Raw genomic sequence first — 14,192 nt, forward strand, 5'->3', positions numbered from 1 at the left:
GTTGGTCCCATACTCGAGAAGCTTCACTCCGCATGTTTCCTATGGCGCCGGCCAGGGCCGCGAACGATTCGTCAGTGAGTCGGGCCAGTTGGTCCAGGGTGAGTGGTTCGATACTCAGTTCCGGACCTCCCATTCGAGCCTCCTTAATGGGGATCATCGCGATGATACGTCATAAAACATTCATTCCCCTTTGCGGAATTATCCGGATGAGCCATCAAAAGCGGTAATGGAGCACGACGAGTTCGGCGCGCATGGCGACGGCCACGTTGCCCTCCGGGGTGACGGTCACCCGCTGCACCGCCTCGGGCAGGGCGTAGACGCCGGTGCGCCGCCAGGTCCGCAGATCCCAGAACGCCACCGTGGCGTCGTCGGAACCCGTGATCGCGACCGGGAGGCCGTCCAGGACCGCGCACGCCAGGCTGGTGGCGGCCGACTCGTGCCGTTCGGCGGCCCGGTGGAGCGGGGCGGCGTCGCGCAGGTCCCAGCCGCGGACCGTCCCGTCGTCGGCCACGGTGACGGCGAGGTGCCGGTCGTCCACCCGCATCCCCCTCGCCGCGCGCACCCCGCGGGCCCCGCTCAGCCGATGCGGCACCGGGTTGCCGCTGGCCAGGTCGACGACCCAGACCGTCCCCGACTCGTCCACCACGATCAGGCAGCTCCGGTTGCCCATCGTGTGGACGTCGAGGTCACGGATGGGCGCCCGGCCGATCTCGTGCGTGGACAGGCGGTGCCCGGTCGCCACGCTGACGACCTCCACGACGCCGCGCGTCCGTGACCCGCACGCCAGGACACCGGCCGGGCCCAGCCGGCCGGCGGCCAGGGTCTCCGGACCGGCGGCCAGGTCGGCGGCCGGCTCGGTGCGCTGGAACCCGGCCCGTCCCGCGCCGGTCCACAGCACCAGGGGGCCCGAGGGAGCGTACGAGATCACGTGCCTGCCGTCCGCCGCCGCGGCCAGCTGGGACCGGGGGCGCAGGGCGTGCCGGCCGAGCGGCATCCCGGTCGCGGAGGCGTACAGGTGCAGCACGTCGCCGGTGAGCGCGGCGAGCGCGCCCTCGCAGGTCGCCAGCCCCGTGATGGGCGCCCAGCCCCGGCCCGGCGACGCCGAGGCCACGTCGGCGTTCCACAGCCGGACGCGCCCGTCGCGGCCGGCGCTGACGATCACCGGGCGGCCCGCGATCCGGGTGCGCGACAGCGCGGTCACCGGGCCCGCGTGCGCGGCCACGTTCCAGGCCGGCCGCCCCAGTCCGAGGTCCACCGAGTGGAGCGCGCCCGTGTCGTCGCCCGCGAAATCCGCCTCGGGGCCGGGCGCGGGCAGCGCGCCGGACGTGCCCGGCCCCGGCAGCGGCCGGTCGTCGCCGTCGGTCAGGTTCCACGCCCACAACCGGCCGTCCCGCGCCCGCAGCACCGCGTACGCCGAACCGGCCGCGCCGACGCAGGTGACGTCCGTGAACGGCGCGCCGGCGACCCGCAGGATGCCCAGCGACCGCCCCGTCTCCAGCGACCAGAGCCGGGCCGTGCCCTCACTGTCCGTCGTGACGGCGACCGGGCCGTTGACCGTGGCGCAGGCCACCGAGCCCGCCGGGCCGAGAGCGCCGGTCAGCGGCCGGACGCCACGCGCGCCCTCGCCCGGCGTCCACACCTGGCACAGGCCGTCGGCGCCCGCGCTCACCACGGCGTCCACCCCGCCGATCTCCGCGTGGGCCAGCGCGGTGACCCGGTCGGCGTGCCGGGCCATGGTCACGGGCAGGCGCTCGCCGGCGCCCGGCTCCCAGACCCGGATCGTCCCGTCGGCGTGGCCGGTCACGAGCACCGTGCGGCCGGCCCACGGGACGGCGCGCAGCGCGGTCACCTCGCCGCCGAACCCGGCCGGCGGGCCCGCGCGGCGGCCGGTCTCCAGGTCCCACAGCCGGACCGGGCCCTCGTCGCAGCTGATCGCCAGCACGGGACGGCCGTCGAGCGGGACGGTGTCGAGGACGTGCCGCCCGCCGCCCGCCGCGATGGTCATCCGCAGCGCCGGGCTCACCGCGATGCCGGTGGCCCAGGCGGGCGCCCAGCCGCTCCCACGGGTCAGCTCGGCCGCCATCGCGTGCTCGCCGAACCGGGCGGCGTCCACGGCCAGGATCTGCCGCCGGTCGCCGGGAGCCGCCACGGCGTGGCGGGCCGCCGAGGCGCGGTAGACGTGCGCGCCGATCGGCGGGTCCGGCAGGGCCGCCAGCAGCGGCAGCGTCGTCACCGGGTCGGTGTGCACCAGGAACTCGGGCCGGGCCAGCAGCTCGGCGATCCGCGAGGCGCCGTCGGCGTGGTGGACGGCGTGCCGCCGCACGTACGCCGGGGCCGCCGCCCAGTCCGGCTCCGGCTCGGCGGGCACGAGCAGGTCCAGGATCTCGGCGTCGCGGCCGGCGGCCCGCAGGTGGTCGATGAGGCCCTGGTGGAACAGCCGGTACAGGACCGTCGTGCCGTCCTCCTCGACGCTCTGCCGCAGGTAGAAGCGCGCGGCCGACAGGGCGGCCCGTACCTCCGCCTCGGCCATGGCCGGGCCGGACAGCGAGCCGAGGGCCCGCACGACCTCCACCGGCATGCCGTCGCCCCGGGCGTGGGCCACGGCGGTGAGGACGGCGCCCACCTCCGGCCGGTCGGCCAGGTCGAGGTCCATCACCCCGGGCAGCGTGCGCGGCGTGCCGAGACCGAGCGACCGGGCCACGACCGCGTCCGCGACCGGCACCGGCCGCGCCGCGAACCGGTGCGTGCACAGCCCGGCGACCAGGAACTCGCCCCACCGGTCGGCGTCCTTGGGCGGATCGGCGGCCAGTGTCTCGGCGACGGCCTGCGCGTAGGCGCGGCGCGCGGGCACGAACCGGACGGAGTTGTACGGCTCCGTCAGCTCCAGGACCGCCTCGACGTACTGGCGGATGTTCCGCTGGACCTCGGCCCGGTCCTCGTCGTCGAGGTCGACCAGCCCGCCCGCGTCCTCGGCCGCCCGCCGCAGCGCCGCGAACTCCGGCCACGGCCGCATCCCGGCCAGCAACCGGCACTGACCCCGCTGCACCAGGGCCAGCAGGTCGGCGGCGAGCTCGGCCGGGTGGCTCGCCTCGTCCAGCGCGTCGACCAGGAGGGTGGGCCGGTCCGTCAGCGCCTCGCCGAACGACTCCCGCGTCCAGGCGGCCTTCGGCGCGGGCAGCCGGAGCTGGGCCGCGAGGGCGGCGAAGATCTCCCCGGTGCCCAGCCGGCGGGCGTGCGCGATGGCCAGCCGGGCGTTCTCGGCCGGCCGGTGGGCGGCGCGCGTCCAGATCCGCTCCGTACGGCTGCGCAGCTCCGGATGCGCCGCGCAGGCCAGCACGCCGAGCAGCGCCGACTTCCCGGTGCCCGGACTGCCCGTGACGACGCGCAGCGGACCCTCATCGGCCCCGTCGAGCCACGCCGCCAGGCCGGCCAGCTCGCCGGCCCGGCCGGTGAAGCAGCCCGCCTGGGCCGTCCGGTCATGACCCGCGGCCCGCCGCTCGTAGTGGCGCGGGTCGATGGCCGCGACCTCCGCGAGGAACCCCCCGAACGCGCGGTCGGCCGCCTGCTCGGTCGCCGCCGCCCGATCGGGGTCGTAGTCGGGGTTGCGGAAGAACGGCGGCACGTCCGCGGCCGACCTGAACTCGACCAGGTTGGACATCATCTCCTGCGGCGCGGCGTCCAGCTCCGTGATCAGCGTTTCGAGCTGGTCGCGGATGTCGGCGTGCAGGGTGGTCAGGGAGATGTACTCGTTGGCGGGCGGGATGTGCCGCAGCCCGCGGCTCATCTCGTCCAGGACGCTCGCGGCGGCCCGGGTGAACAGGCCGTCGAACGCGGCGTTGCGGGGAGCGCAGGCGGCGAAGACGGTCGTGCGGGCCGGCGTCTCCAGGTTCAGCTGGTGCGGGGCGCGGGCGGCCGTCCCGGCGTGGCACACGTCGATCAGGAACAGCACCCGGGGCCCGTCCGCCGGGTTCTCCGCCTCCTTGACCCAGTCCACGACCCGCGTCTGGCGGGGCGCCGCGCCGTCGGGCCCCACCACGTGCAGGTCGCCCGTGCGGGTCAGCTCGCCGTGCCCGACGATCGCCACGACCAGCAGGTCGCCGGGGCCGCAGGCCTCGATCTCGGTGAAGACCGCGTCGCCCAGCCCGGCCGCCGTCGTGGGGGCGGGGGTCGCGCAGTCGAAGCCGAAGCGCCGCAGCACGCCGGCCATCCTGGTCGCGAGCGTGTCCGCGAACTCCAGCGGCTCCCGGCCCCGCGCGTCCGGGACGCCCAGGCACAGCGCGCGGCGCCGGTGGGTCTGGGGCACCGTGCCGCCTACAGGCCGAGGTGCCGGACGACATCGGGGCAGCGTAAGTAGCTTCGTACCGTGTGGAAGTCCCAGCCGGCGATCCGCAGGTCGGTCGCCTCGGCGTCCACGCCGTCGAAGCCGCCGCCGAGGCCCGACCGCGGCACCGCCACCAGGTCGCCCACGTCGGACAGGTTGACCCAGCGCCGCACCCCCGGGGGCCGCGCGCCCCGGCCGTCCGGCCTCGGATCCAGCCGGTCGAACACCACGCCGGGCATGCCGAGCGGGCTCCCCAGGGTGACGAGCAGGTCCACGCGCAGCTCGGGGGCGGCCCACAGCGCCTCGTAGGCCACCACGCTGCCCAGCGAGTGGGCCACCACGACGACGCGCTCGCGCCCGGAGCCCGCGGCGACGGCCTCGCCCACCGCGCCCCTGGCCGCCAGCCGCCTCTTCCCGGCGGGATTCCTCAGGTAGACGCCGACCTCGCGGACGAACGCGGTGGCGAACGCGCGGGTCGCCGTGCCGTACCTGCGGGTGAGCCAGTCGGCCGCGGCGCGGACCCTGGCCGTACGGTCGCCCTGCGCGGTCTGCGGCGCGGGGCGCAGCCGGTCCACCCAGTCGATCAGCAGGCCGGCGGCGAAGTCGTCGAGCGTGTCGACGTCGTCGGCGCCCTGCCGGGCGCCCCGCCGCAGGTGGTGGGCGTAGTAGCCGACGGTGACCGGCACACCGCCCAGCCAGCACGTCCAGTCGCGGCCGGCCGCCGCCGCGGCCTCGGCCGCGGACCCCGCGCGGCGGAAGTACGAGTAGTTGCGGACCCCGTGGACTCCGACGATATATGGGAGCACATGTTCATAGATCCCCAAATTCGTTCGCAATTCAACCGCTCATGACCATTCGGACGGGTCTACTCGGGCGTCCGGCCGTCGGTGGCCCTGATGACGTCGATCCAGATGCGGGTCAGCAGCGTCGCCAGCACCAGCACCAGCCCAGCCGCGACCAGGACGCGGACGACGACCGAGTCGGGCACCAGGCCGCCGAGCACGAGCAGGCACAGGCCCACGTCGAGCATCACGATCGTGGCCACCGACAGCGAGTAGACGCGCACCCGCGACCGGGTCCAGAACCTCACGCCGTGCACCGGATCCAGCCTGCGCGGCACGCGCGGCCGGTCGGCCAGCCCTTCGAGGAAGCGCGACTCCCACAGCATGGCCAGCAGCAGCACCGGCAGGACCTGGGCGACGGTGGCGTAGTAGTCGCGCGGCATGAGCCCTCACAGCTAGCGGTCACTCGCATTCTGCCGTAGATCGACGTGGCAGATGCCTACAAACCCGGACGGTCTACGACGACTAGGGATATCACCGATGCGGGCCCTGAGGCCGCGCCCGCTCCGGCGGTCTACCCTCACGGGACACGCCTCCGGCGCCGAACCGGCCGGAGGCCCGGTCTCCTGATCGCCGAGGACGTCGCGAGGGCCGCCCTCGGCGGCCGGGCCCCCGGCGCCCGGCCGCGCATCTGGTCGGCATCTGGTCGGCATCTGGTCGGCGAGGTGTATCAAATCCCTCCATCCGTGCTCTGGGAAGTCGAGGGCGACGGAGGGAGAGGGGATGTTCGTCGGAAGGGCGGCGGAGCTGGCCCTGTTGCGGGGGGAACTGCGCGCCGCCGGGGACGGTCTCGCGCGGACGATCGCGATCGAGGGGCCCGAGGGGATCGGCAAGACGGCGCTGCTGCGCCAGGCGCTCACGCAGGCCGCGGGCGACGGGGAACTCGGGGAGGCAGCGGCTCGCGTGCTCGCCGCGAGCGGGGACGAGGGCGAGCGGCAGCTCCGCTTCGGCGTCGTGCGGCAGCTGCTGGGGGAGGTCGCGGGGGACGACCCGTGGAGCGCCGGCCAGGCCGTGTTCGACGAGTTCGAACGGCTCCAGGCCGCCGAGCCCCTGGTCGTGGTGGTGGACGACGCCCAGTGGGCAGACCGGCCCTCCCTGCGGGCCCTCGCCTTCGCGCTGCGCCGGCTGCGCGTGGGCCGCGTGCTCGTCCTGGTCGCGTGCCGGGACGTCGCGGACGAGTGGCTGCCGGAGGGGCTCCGGCGGCTCCTGACCGGCGACGGGACCCTCCGCCTCACCCTCACCGGCCTCCCCGCCGCGGACCTGGCCCGACTGGCAGGCCAGGTACCGGCCGGCGGGAGGGAACCGGAAGCCGGGCCGCTGACGGACCGGGCCGCCGCGCGGCTGCGCGAGCACACCTCGGGCAACCCGCTGCACGCCCGCGCCCTGCTCGCCACCCACACGGCGCGGCAACTGGCGGATCCGGGCGTGCGGCTGCCCGCCCCCGGCACCTACGCCCGCCCCTTCGCCCGCGGCCTGCGCGCCCGCGACGCCCGCACCAGGGCGCTGGTCGCCGCCTGCGCCGTGCTCGGCGACACGTGCGACCTCCATGTCGCCGCCGCGGTCGCCGCCGCACTGGACACCCCGCTTCCCACGCCCGAGGCCGAGACGCCTCCGGCCGAGGTCGGGGTGGCTCCGGCGGGCGCCCCGGAGCCGGCATCCGCCCCAGGCGTCGCGGCTTGGCCGGTGACGGGGGCCGCGAACGCCGTGGCGACCTGGCCGGTGGCCGCCCCCGGACCTGCGGTGTCCCCGGAGGCCGGAGGAGGCGCTGCGCGGGTCGAGGTGCTGGACGCGCTCGAAGGCGCCGTGGACGCCGGGGTGCTGGAGGAGCGGCCCGGCCGGACGGTCGCGTTCCGGGACCCGCTCGCCCGCGCGGCCGCGTACGGGATGCTCGGCGCGGGGGCCCGCGCACGCCTGCACCTGGCCGCCGCGCGAGTGGCCGAGGACACCGGGACGGCGCTGCGGCACCGGGCGGCGGCGGCCGACGGTCCCGACGAGACGCTGACCGAGGAGCTGGTGGGATTCGCGGCCAAGGAGGCACAGCACGGCCTCTGGCTGGAGGCGGCCGCCCACCTGGAGCTGGCGGCCGGGCTGTCGGAGTCGGCCGCGAGCCGCGACGAGTTGCGTACCGCGGTGCTGGAGCACACGCTGCTCGGTGGCGACGTCGTCCGCGCGGACGAGCTGGCCGCGGCGCCCAACGCCGACCCGCGGCCGCAGCGCCGCTACGTGCTGGGGCGGCTGGCCCTGGCCGCGGGCCGCCTCGACGAGGCGGCCGAGTCACTGGCCGAGGCGTGGCGCGACAGGGAGCCCGGCTTCGCCGCCGACACCGCCGAGCAACTGGCCTGGCTGCACCTGGTCCGGGGAGACCGTGAGGCCGCGGCGCGCTGGGCCCGGCTGGCGATCGAGCAGCCCATCCAGGGCCCGGCCGGGATGCCGCACGACGTGCTGGCGTTGACCGGGGCCGTTCCGGGCGGGCCGGCCGGAGGGCTGCTCGCCGGGGCGGTGCGGTGCCTGCGCGGCGACGACGCGGGGGCCGCGTCCGCCATGCTGGCCCGGGCCGTCACGGCGGCGGAGCGGGGCGGGCTGCCGCACCACCGGCTGCTGGCCGGCGCGCTGCTGGCCGTCGCCGAATACCGCGACGGCCGCTGGGCGGACGCGGTGGCGCGTGGGGAACGGGTGCTGGCCGAGGCGAGGGAGCTCGGCCAGCGCTGGCTGCTGCCCTGCCTGGAGGTGGTGTGCGTGGCGCCGCTCGTCGCGCGGGGCGAGCACGAGCGGGCGCTGGCCCACGCGAGCGCCGCCCGCGCCGCCGCCCGCGACATGCGTCACGCCATGGGGGAGGCGGAGGCGGACGTCGCGATGGCGCTGCTCGAAGGGGAGGGCGAGCCGGCGGTGACGCTCCACGCGGCCGCGGCGACCGGCGACCCGTTCGTGCCCGACCCGCGGCCGCGGCTGGTCACGGCGCTGGTCGCCGAGGGCCGGCTGGACGAGGCGGAGCGGGAGCTGGCCGGGCTCGCCGGCGTCGCCGGGCGGGCGCAATGGGTCAGGCTCCAGGGGCTGCTGCTGGCCGCGCGGAACGCTCCAGCGGAGGCGGAGGAGAGTTTCGACCGCGCGCTCGCCCTCGCCGGGGACGGCGTCGACCCGCTGGAGGAGGGGCGCGTCCTGCTGGACCTCGGCAGGCTGCTGCGCCGTACCGGCCGGCGGCGGGCCGCCGCCGAGCGGTTGCGCGCCGCGCGGGAGATCTTCGCCCGGCTCGGCGCCGACCCGCTCGTGGCGGGCTGCGCGCAGGAGCTGGAGGCCTGCGGACTGGAGCCGTCGGGCACCGTACGGCTGGGGCTGACGCCTCAGGAGTTCAGCACGGCCAGGCTCGTGGCCGACGGCCGGACCAACCGGCAGATCGCCCGTGAGCTGCTCATCAGCGTCAAGACCGTCGAGTACCACATCGGCAAGATCTACACGAAACTCGGCATCGGATCCCGGGTCGCGCTCGCCTCACGGCTGGCCGCCCTGGGAGACACCTCTTGACCACGGGCCACGTACGGCCGGCACGTACGGCCAGGACGCGGGTAGGACGCGGCCAGGACGCGGGTAGGACGCGGGTAGGACGCGGCCAGGACGCGGCCAGGACGCGGCCAGGACGTGGGGAAGGGACGCGGCCGGGACGCCGCACCGCGAGCTGACGCCGCGCCGGAGGAGGGGACCGGCGCGGCGTCGTCGCGCATCGGGCTCGCGCGGCGAGCCCGGCCGGCTCCTAGACGCGGATCCACGACGTGATCACGGTCGAGCCCTCCTCGGAGGTGACGCGCAGCCGCAGCGGCCCGGTGCCCGGCGACTCGGCGGTGAAACGTCCCAGCTCGTCGGAGCGCACCCGGGTCTCACCGTCGCGCCGCTGCACCCCGATCTCGACGGGCGTGCCGCGCAGCACCCGGCCCACCAGCCGCGAGCCGGAGATCTCCACCTCCACGACCACGCCCTCGGCCTCGAAGGTGAGCAGCCGGGGCCGGTCGCCGCCCCGCACCCGGGTCGCGGTCAGCTCGTCCCAGGAGTCGAACGTGAGCTCGGCCAGCTCGGCGTCGAGTGTCCGGAGCGTGAACGCCTGCATGGCGTCGTCGAACAGCTCGGCGGGCACGGGATCCAGCAGCAAGGCGATCTCGCGCAGCTCTTCTTCCAGCTCGAAACCGTCGTCATCCATGGCCCTCACCTGGGAATCCCGGTCACTCCGCGCCGCGCGACCAGGTCGCCCAGCTTCCTGAGGCAGCGCGCCCTGATCGGGCCCACGCTGCCCACGGCGATGTCCAGCCCCGCCGCGATCTCCTGGTAGGAGGGCCGCGGGGAGGAGATGAGGACCCGCAGCAGCCGCCGGCAGCGATCCGGCAGCTCCTGGAAGGCGTCCCACAACTGCTGCGCGCGCCGCCGCTCGTCGCCCGCCTCCTCGGCCTCCAGCACCAGCCGCTCGGGGCTGCGCTCGTCGATGTCGAGCCCCAGCAGCGCGACGTCGCTCACCGGCATGGACCGGCCGCTGGTGCGGACGACGCGCAGCGCCTCGTGCCGGGCCGTGCTGGCCAGCCAGGAGCCCACCTTCTCGGGCTCTCTCAGCCGGGTGAGGTGCTCGGCGAGCCGGAACCACGTCGTCTGGCAGACGTCCTGGGCGTCGGCGCTGTTGGCCAGGTAGGAGCGGGCCACCGCCCACACCAGGCCGGTGTGACGGTGGTACAGCTCCTTCCAGGCTCCGGCGTCGCCACCCGCGGCTGCCCTGACGAGGGCTCCGGTGTCGTCCACGGCGGTCCTTCCCTCTTCTGGAGCGAAGTGCTCATGATATTTCGTGAGACGCTCCAGAACAGGGGATGGGTGACTCATTGCACGAGGCCGCTCAGATCAGGTACGGCCAGCAAGCCGTCCACCAGATCCTTCGCCGCCTGCCGGGAGGTCACCTGGGCCTGCGACACGCGGGCCGCGATGACGGCCGCGATGATCGGCGTGGCGAACGACGTGCCGCTCCACCGGGCCAGGCCGGTGAACGTCTCCTTGTCGCCGTCGGAGAAGGGCGCGACGCAGGTGCAGCCCGGATAGAGGGCGGGCGAGTGGTGGCGGCAGGCCGTGCTCGCCGGATAGTCGTACAGGTAGTCGCCCGAGGTGTAGGCGTTGACCAGCCGCTCGCCGGGCGCGTAGACCTTCACCCAGGAGCCGTGGTTGCTGAAGCAGGCCCGGCCCTGCCCGTCCTCGCGCAGCGCCCCGACCGACACGACCACGTCGCCGCCGGTGTTCACCGGCTCGCCCGCGAGCGCCGCCGGCCAGAACGGGTCGGTCACGCCGTCGTTGCCCGCGGCGGCCACCAGCACCGTGCCCGGGTGGGCGACCAGTTCGGTGACGAAGTCGGCCAGGCCGAGCAGTGCCTGGGCGCGGTCGGTCGAGGCCCCGGCCGACAGCGAGATGATGTCCGGCCAGCCGTGGGCGTCGAGCGTCTGCAGGATGGCCAGGCCCAGCTCGTCCTCCGGCACGGCCCCGGCGTACGGGAAGGTGTTGTAGACCCGGACGTCGGTGGCCGGCGCCACGCGTCGCACGACGCCCGCGATGAACGTGCCGTGGCCCGTGTACGGCTTGATCGTGCCGTCCTGTTCGAGCTCCTCGGCGGGCGTGGTGACGTCGCCGTCCACCATGGGGATGTTCGGCGTGCCGGTGCTCGCGTCCAGCCACGCGTGGGCCAGGTAGTCGTGCACCAGCCCGGTGTCCATGACGGTGACGGTGACGTTCGCGCCGTGGGCGCGCGGGCCGCTCGGCGGGGTCACCGGCGCGGAGGCCGGCACCGGCTCGTCGCCCGGGCACAGGTTGACCCCGCTGACCGACACCAGGTGCACCAGTGTGGCGTGGACCTTCTCCCGCTCCAGCGCCTCCAGGGCGCGGAAGACGTTCCTGCGGCCGAGCGCGAGCCGGCGGGTGGCGACCCGCTCCTGGCCGTCCACCGACGGCCAGGAGACATGGACGTCTCCCTCCTCGGGCTCGGCGCGCTCGACGATCTCGATGGCACGGGACACGTCGGGCGCCCGGACCAGGATGTGCCCGGCGAGGTAGGCGAAGCGCGGCGCGACCGCGGAGCCGGGCCCGGCGCCCTCGGGGCCGGCCGCGGCGCTCGCACCCTCCGGCAGGGCCTCGTTCACCAGCTCCAGCTGCTTCCAGAACCGGGGGTCCGGGCGGGTGTCCGGTGTGGTCATCTGATTCGTCCTCCTTGGTGGATGTGGGGGAGCGTGCTGGTCCTGCCTGTATGAGCAAGGTGGTGCCCGCCTGATACAGGCGGCGCGTGGACGCGGGCGCGCCTCCCCTCTACGATCGGTCCGTGCCTGGGGGAATGGCGAGGGATTCCCGGATTCCGGGCGATCCGCACGACGTGCTGGCCATGGTGTTCGCGCGGCCTCAGGAGGCGTTGCGCGCCGCCCGGGCGATGCTGGCCGGCGGGAGCGGGCCGTACGAGTCGTCGATCGCGCGGCAGGCGCTGGGCATCCTGCACCGCGAGTTCGGCGACCTGGACGCCGCGATCGGCGAGCTGCGGCAGGCGGTCCGGCTGGCGCGGCGGGCGGGCTCGCCCGACCGCGAGGCCGACGTGCTGGCCACGCTCGGCATCGCGCTGCTCCAGCGCGGCCGGACCCGGCAAGGGCTGTCGGCGCTCGACGAGGCCGCCGCGACGTCCGGCGGCACCACGCGCGCCCGGGTGCTGTTCCGGCGTGCGGGCGCCCGGTGGATCCTCGGCCGGCACCGCGACGCGCTCGACGACCTGCGGCTCGCCGTGCCCGCGCTGACGCGGGCGCGCGACATCGTGTGGGCGGCCCGCGCGCTCACCCTGCGCGGTCACGTCCACCTGGCTCTGGGCTCGGTACGGCTCGCGGACGCCGACTTCGGCACCGCGCAGGGCATGTTCGCCACCACCGACCAGGAGCACGACTCGGTCGTCGCGGTGCAGAACCGCGGCGTCGTCGCCTTCCGGTCGGGCGACCTGCCCGCCGCGCTGGAGCTGCTGGACGAGGCCGACCGGCGCTTTCGCGAGCTCGGCACGCCGATGTTCGACCTGGCCGCCGACCGGTGCGCCGTCCTGCTGGCCGCCGGGCTGGCCAGGGACGCGCTGGAGCAGGCCGACCGCGCGCTGCTGCACCTGGCGCGGCTACACGGCCAGCCCACGATGCGGGCCGAGCTGCTGCTCATCGCCGCGCGGGCCGCGCTGCTCGCCGGTGATCCCGGCACCGCCCGGCGGCGCGCGGACGAGGCCAGGCGGTTGTTCGGCGGGCAGCGGCGCGCCTGGTGGGCCGAGCACGCCCGGCTCATCCTGGTCCAGGCCGCACTGGCCGAGGACGGGGCGTCGGCGCGGCTGCTGGCCGCCGCCCGCCGGCTGGCCGCGCGGCTGGCCGAGCTCGGCTCGCCCGAGGTGTGGCAGGCCCACCTGCTCGCCGGCCGCACCGCGCTGGAGCTGGGCAACCGGCGCGCGGCCGACCACCATCTGGGCGTCGCCGCCGAGGCTCGGCACCGCGGCCCGGCCGCGTCGAGGGCGGCCGGCTGGCTCGCGGAGGCGCTGCGCGCGCAGGCGGCGGGACGGCCGCGACGCCTGCTGCACGCCTGCCGGGCGGGGCTGGCGCTGATCGAGGAGCACCGGCTCACGTTCGGCTCCGCCGAGCTGCGGGCCCGGGCCACCGCGCAGGGAGCGGAGCTGGCCGAGCTCGCGCAGCGCCACTGGGCGCGCTCCGGCGGGGCCCGCGAGCTGCTCGCCTGGACCGAGCGGTGGCGCGCGACCGCGCTGACCGCGCTGTCCGTGCCCGCCGTGCGGCCGCCCGAAGACCCCGAGCTGTTCGCCCGGCTGGCCGCGCTGCGCGAGACCGACCACCTGCTCGACCGGGCGCGCTCCGACGGCGCGGCGTCGGCGGCCACCCTCGAACGCGACCGGGAACGGCTGGAGTCGCAGGTCCGGGAGCTCGCGTTGCGCGTGCGCGGGCCGTACGGCCGGGAGGAGGGCGCGCCGGGCGCCGGGCGGATCCTGGCGGCGCTCGGCGACGACCCCCGCCCCGGGGCGCGGCTCGTGGAGCTGGTCGTGGTGGACGGCGTTCTGTTCGCGCTGCTGTGCGGCGGGGGCCGGGTGCGCAGGTTCGAGGTGGGGCCCGTGGCCGCGGCCGTCGCCGAGATCGAGTTCGCCCGGTCGAGGCTGCGTCGCCTGGCCTACCGGCGCGAGCCGGACCGGGGGGAGTGCGGTGAGCTGGGCCGCCGGCTGGACGCGAGCGTCCTGGGGCCGGTGGCCGCGCGGCTGGGCGACGGCCCGCTCGTCATCGTGCCGCCCGGCATCCTGCACGGCGCGCCCTGGCCGCTGCTGTCGTCCCTGCGCCACCGGGTGTTCAGCGTGGCGCCCTCCGCCGCCGCCTGGCTGCGCGCGCGGCGGGCCGTCCCGCCCGAGGACGGTGCCGTCGTGCTGGTGCGCGGTCCCGGCATGGCCGGCGCCGACAGCGAGGTGCGCGCCATCGCCGCCCTGTACGGCGAGGCCACGGTGCTGGCCGGCGGTTCGGCGACGGCCCGGAACGTGCTGTCGGCCGTCGACGGCTGCCGGCTGGCCCACCTGGCGGCGCACGGGACGTTCCGGGCCGACAGCCCGCTGTTCTCCTCGCTGCTGGTGGACGACGGCCCGCTGACCGCCCACGACTTCGAGGGCCTGGGCCGCGCGCCCCACCGGCTGGTGCTGTCGAGCTGCGACTCCGGGCAGATGGCCGCCGTCGGGGCCGACGAGGTGCTCGGGCTCGCCACCGCCCTGCTCCGGCTGGGCACGGCCGGCATCGTGGCGAGCGTGGTGCCGGTGAACGACGAGGCCGCGGTGCCGGTGATGGTGGGGCTGCACGACGGGCTGAGGCGGGGGCTCACCCTGGCCGAGGCGCTCGCCGCCGCCCGTGGAGATGATGTTTCCTTTGTAGCCATCGGAGCAGGGTGATGAGGCCGTCCAGCGCCTTGATCGGATGTGGGTGATCATGTGAGACTTCGGATACAAAGCGATACTTACCGGATATTGGGGGTCG

Annotated in this window: 8 protein-coding genes; 2 read left to right on the plus strand and 6 right to left on the minus strand. The window is 76.1% G+C overall.

Annotation, left to right across the window (positions count from 1 at the left end):
- Positions 1-214: 214 nt before the first annotated feature.
- The 3 genes from AB0C16_RS10035 to AB0C16_RS10045 are packed head-to-tail and all read right to left on the minus strand — an operon-like array spanning position 215 to position 5,546.
- On the minus strand, positions 215-4,303 hold the full coding sequence (locus tag AB0C16_RS10035) for a caspase family protein (protein WP_357680921.1): 4,089 nt from the start codon (positions 4,301-4,303) through the stop codon (positions 215-217).
- Between the two features lie 8 nt (positions 4,304-4,311).
- Positions 4,312-5,127: a hypothetical protein gene (locus AB0C16_RS10040; protein ID WP_357680923.1), complete on the minus strand. Its 816-nt coding sequence runs from the start codon at positions 5,125-5,127 to the stop codon at positions 4,312-4,314.
- Between the two features lie 59 nt (positions 5,128-5,186).
- A complete protein-coding gene (locus AB0C16_RS10045; protein WP_357680925.1) occupies positions 5,187-5,546 on the minus strand; it encodes a hypothetical protein in 360 nt (119 codons plus the stop codon).
- A gap of 340 nt (positions 5,547-5,886) precedes the next feature.
- Between AB0C16_RS10045 and AB0C16_RS10050 the strand changes: the two genes are divergently transcribed.
- Positions 5,887-8,682: an AAA family ATPase gene (locus tag AB0C16_RS10050; protein WP_357680927.1), complete on the plus strand. Its 2,796-nt coding sequence runs from the start codon at positions 5,887-5,889 to the stop codon at positions 8,680-8,682.
- 226 nt (positions 8,683-8,908) lie between these two features.
- Here AB0C16_RS10050 and AB0C16_RS10055 read toward each other — a convergent pair whose 3' ends face one another.
- The 3 genes from AB0C16_RS10055 to AB0C16_RS10065 form a co-directional block, all read right to left on the minus strand.
- Positions 8,909-9,349, minus strand: a complete 441-nt coding sequence (locus AB0C16_RS10055) for a hypothetical protein (protein WP_357680929.1) — start codon at positions 9,347-9,349, stop codon at positions 8,909-8,911.
- A gap of 5 nt (positions 9,350-9,354) precedes the next feature.
- Positions 9,355-9,936: a sigma-70 family RNA polymerase sigma factor gene (locus tag AB0C16_RS10060; RefSeq protein WP_357680931.1), complete on the minus strand. Its 582-nt coding sequence runs from the start codon at positions 9,934-9,936 to the stop codon at positions 9,355-9,357.
- A 74-nt stretch (positions 9,937-10,010) separates the two neighbouring features.
- Complete coding sequence (locus AB0C16_RS10065; protein ID WP_357680933.1) at positions 10,011-11,366, minus strand: S8/S53 family peptidase; 1,356 nt, start codon at positions 11,364-11,366, stop codon at positions 10,011-10,013.
- 122 nt (positions 11,367-11,488) lie between these two features.
- On the opposite strand from AB0C16_RS10065, the gene AB0C16_RS10070 reads away from it, so the two are divergent.
- The gene (locus tag AB0C16_RS10070) at positions 11,489-14,107 is read left to right on the plus strand and encodes a CHAT domain-containing tetratricopeptide repeat protein (protein ID WP_357680935.1); all 2,619 of its coding nucleotides are present in this window, start codon (positions 11,489-11,491) and stop codon (positions 14,105-14,107) included.
- Positions 14,108-14,192: the final 85 nt, after the last annotated feature.

This window comes from Nonomuraea sp. NPDC048916 (genome assembly GCF_040649575.1).
In the GTDB taxonomy this organism is placed as follows: Bacteria; Actinomycetota; Actinomycetes; order Streptosporangiales; family Streptosporangiaceae; genus Nonomuraea.

Bases quoted from the DNA above. Each gene is read 5' to 3' on its own strand.
- AB0C16_RS10065 (WP_357680933.1), bottom strand. From the start codon at position 11,366: ATGACCACACCGGACACCCGCCCGGACCCCCGGTTCTGGAAGCAGCTG.
- AB0C16_RS10050 (WP_357680927.1), top strand. From the start codon at position 5,887: ATGTTCGTCGGAAGGGCGGCGGAGCTGGCCCTGTTGCGGGGGGAACTG.
- AB0C16_RS10045 (WP_357680925.1), bottom strand. From the start codon at position 5,546: ATGCCGCGCGACTACTACGCCACCGTCGCCCAGGTCCTGCCGGTGCTG.
- AB0C16_RS10055 (WP_357680929.1), bottom strand. From the start codon at position 9,349: ATGGATGACGACGGTTTCGAGCTGGAAGAAGAGCTGCGCGAGATCGCC.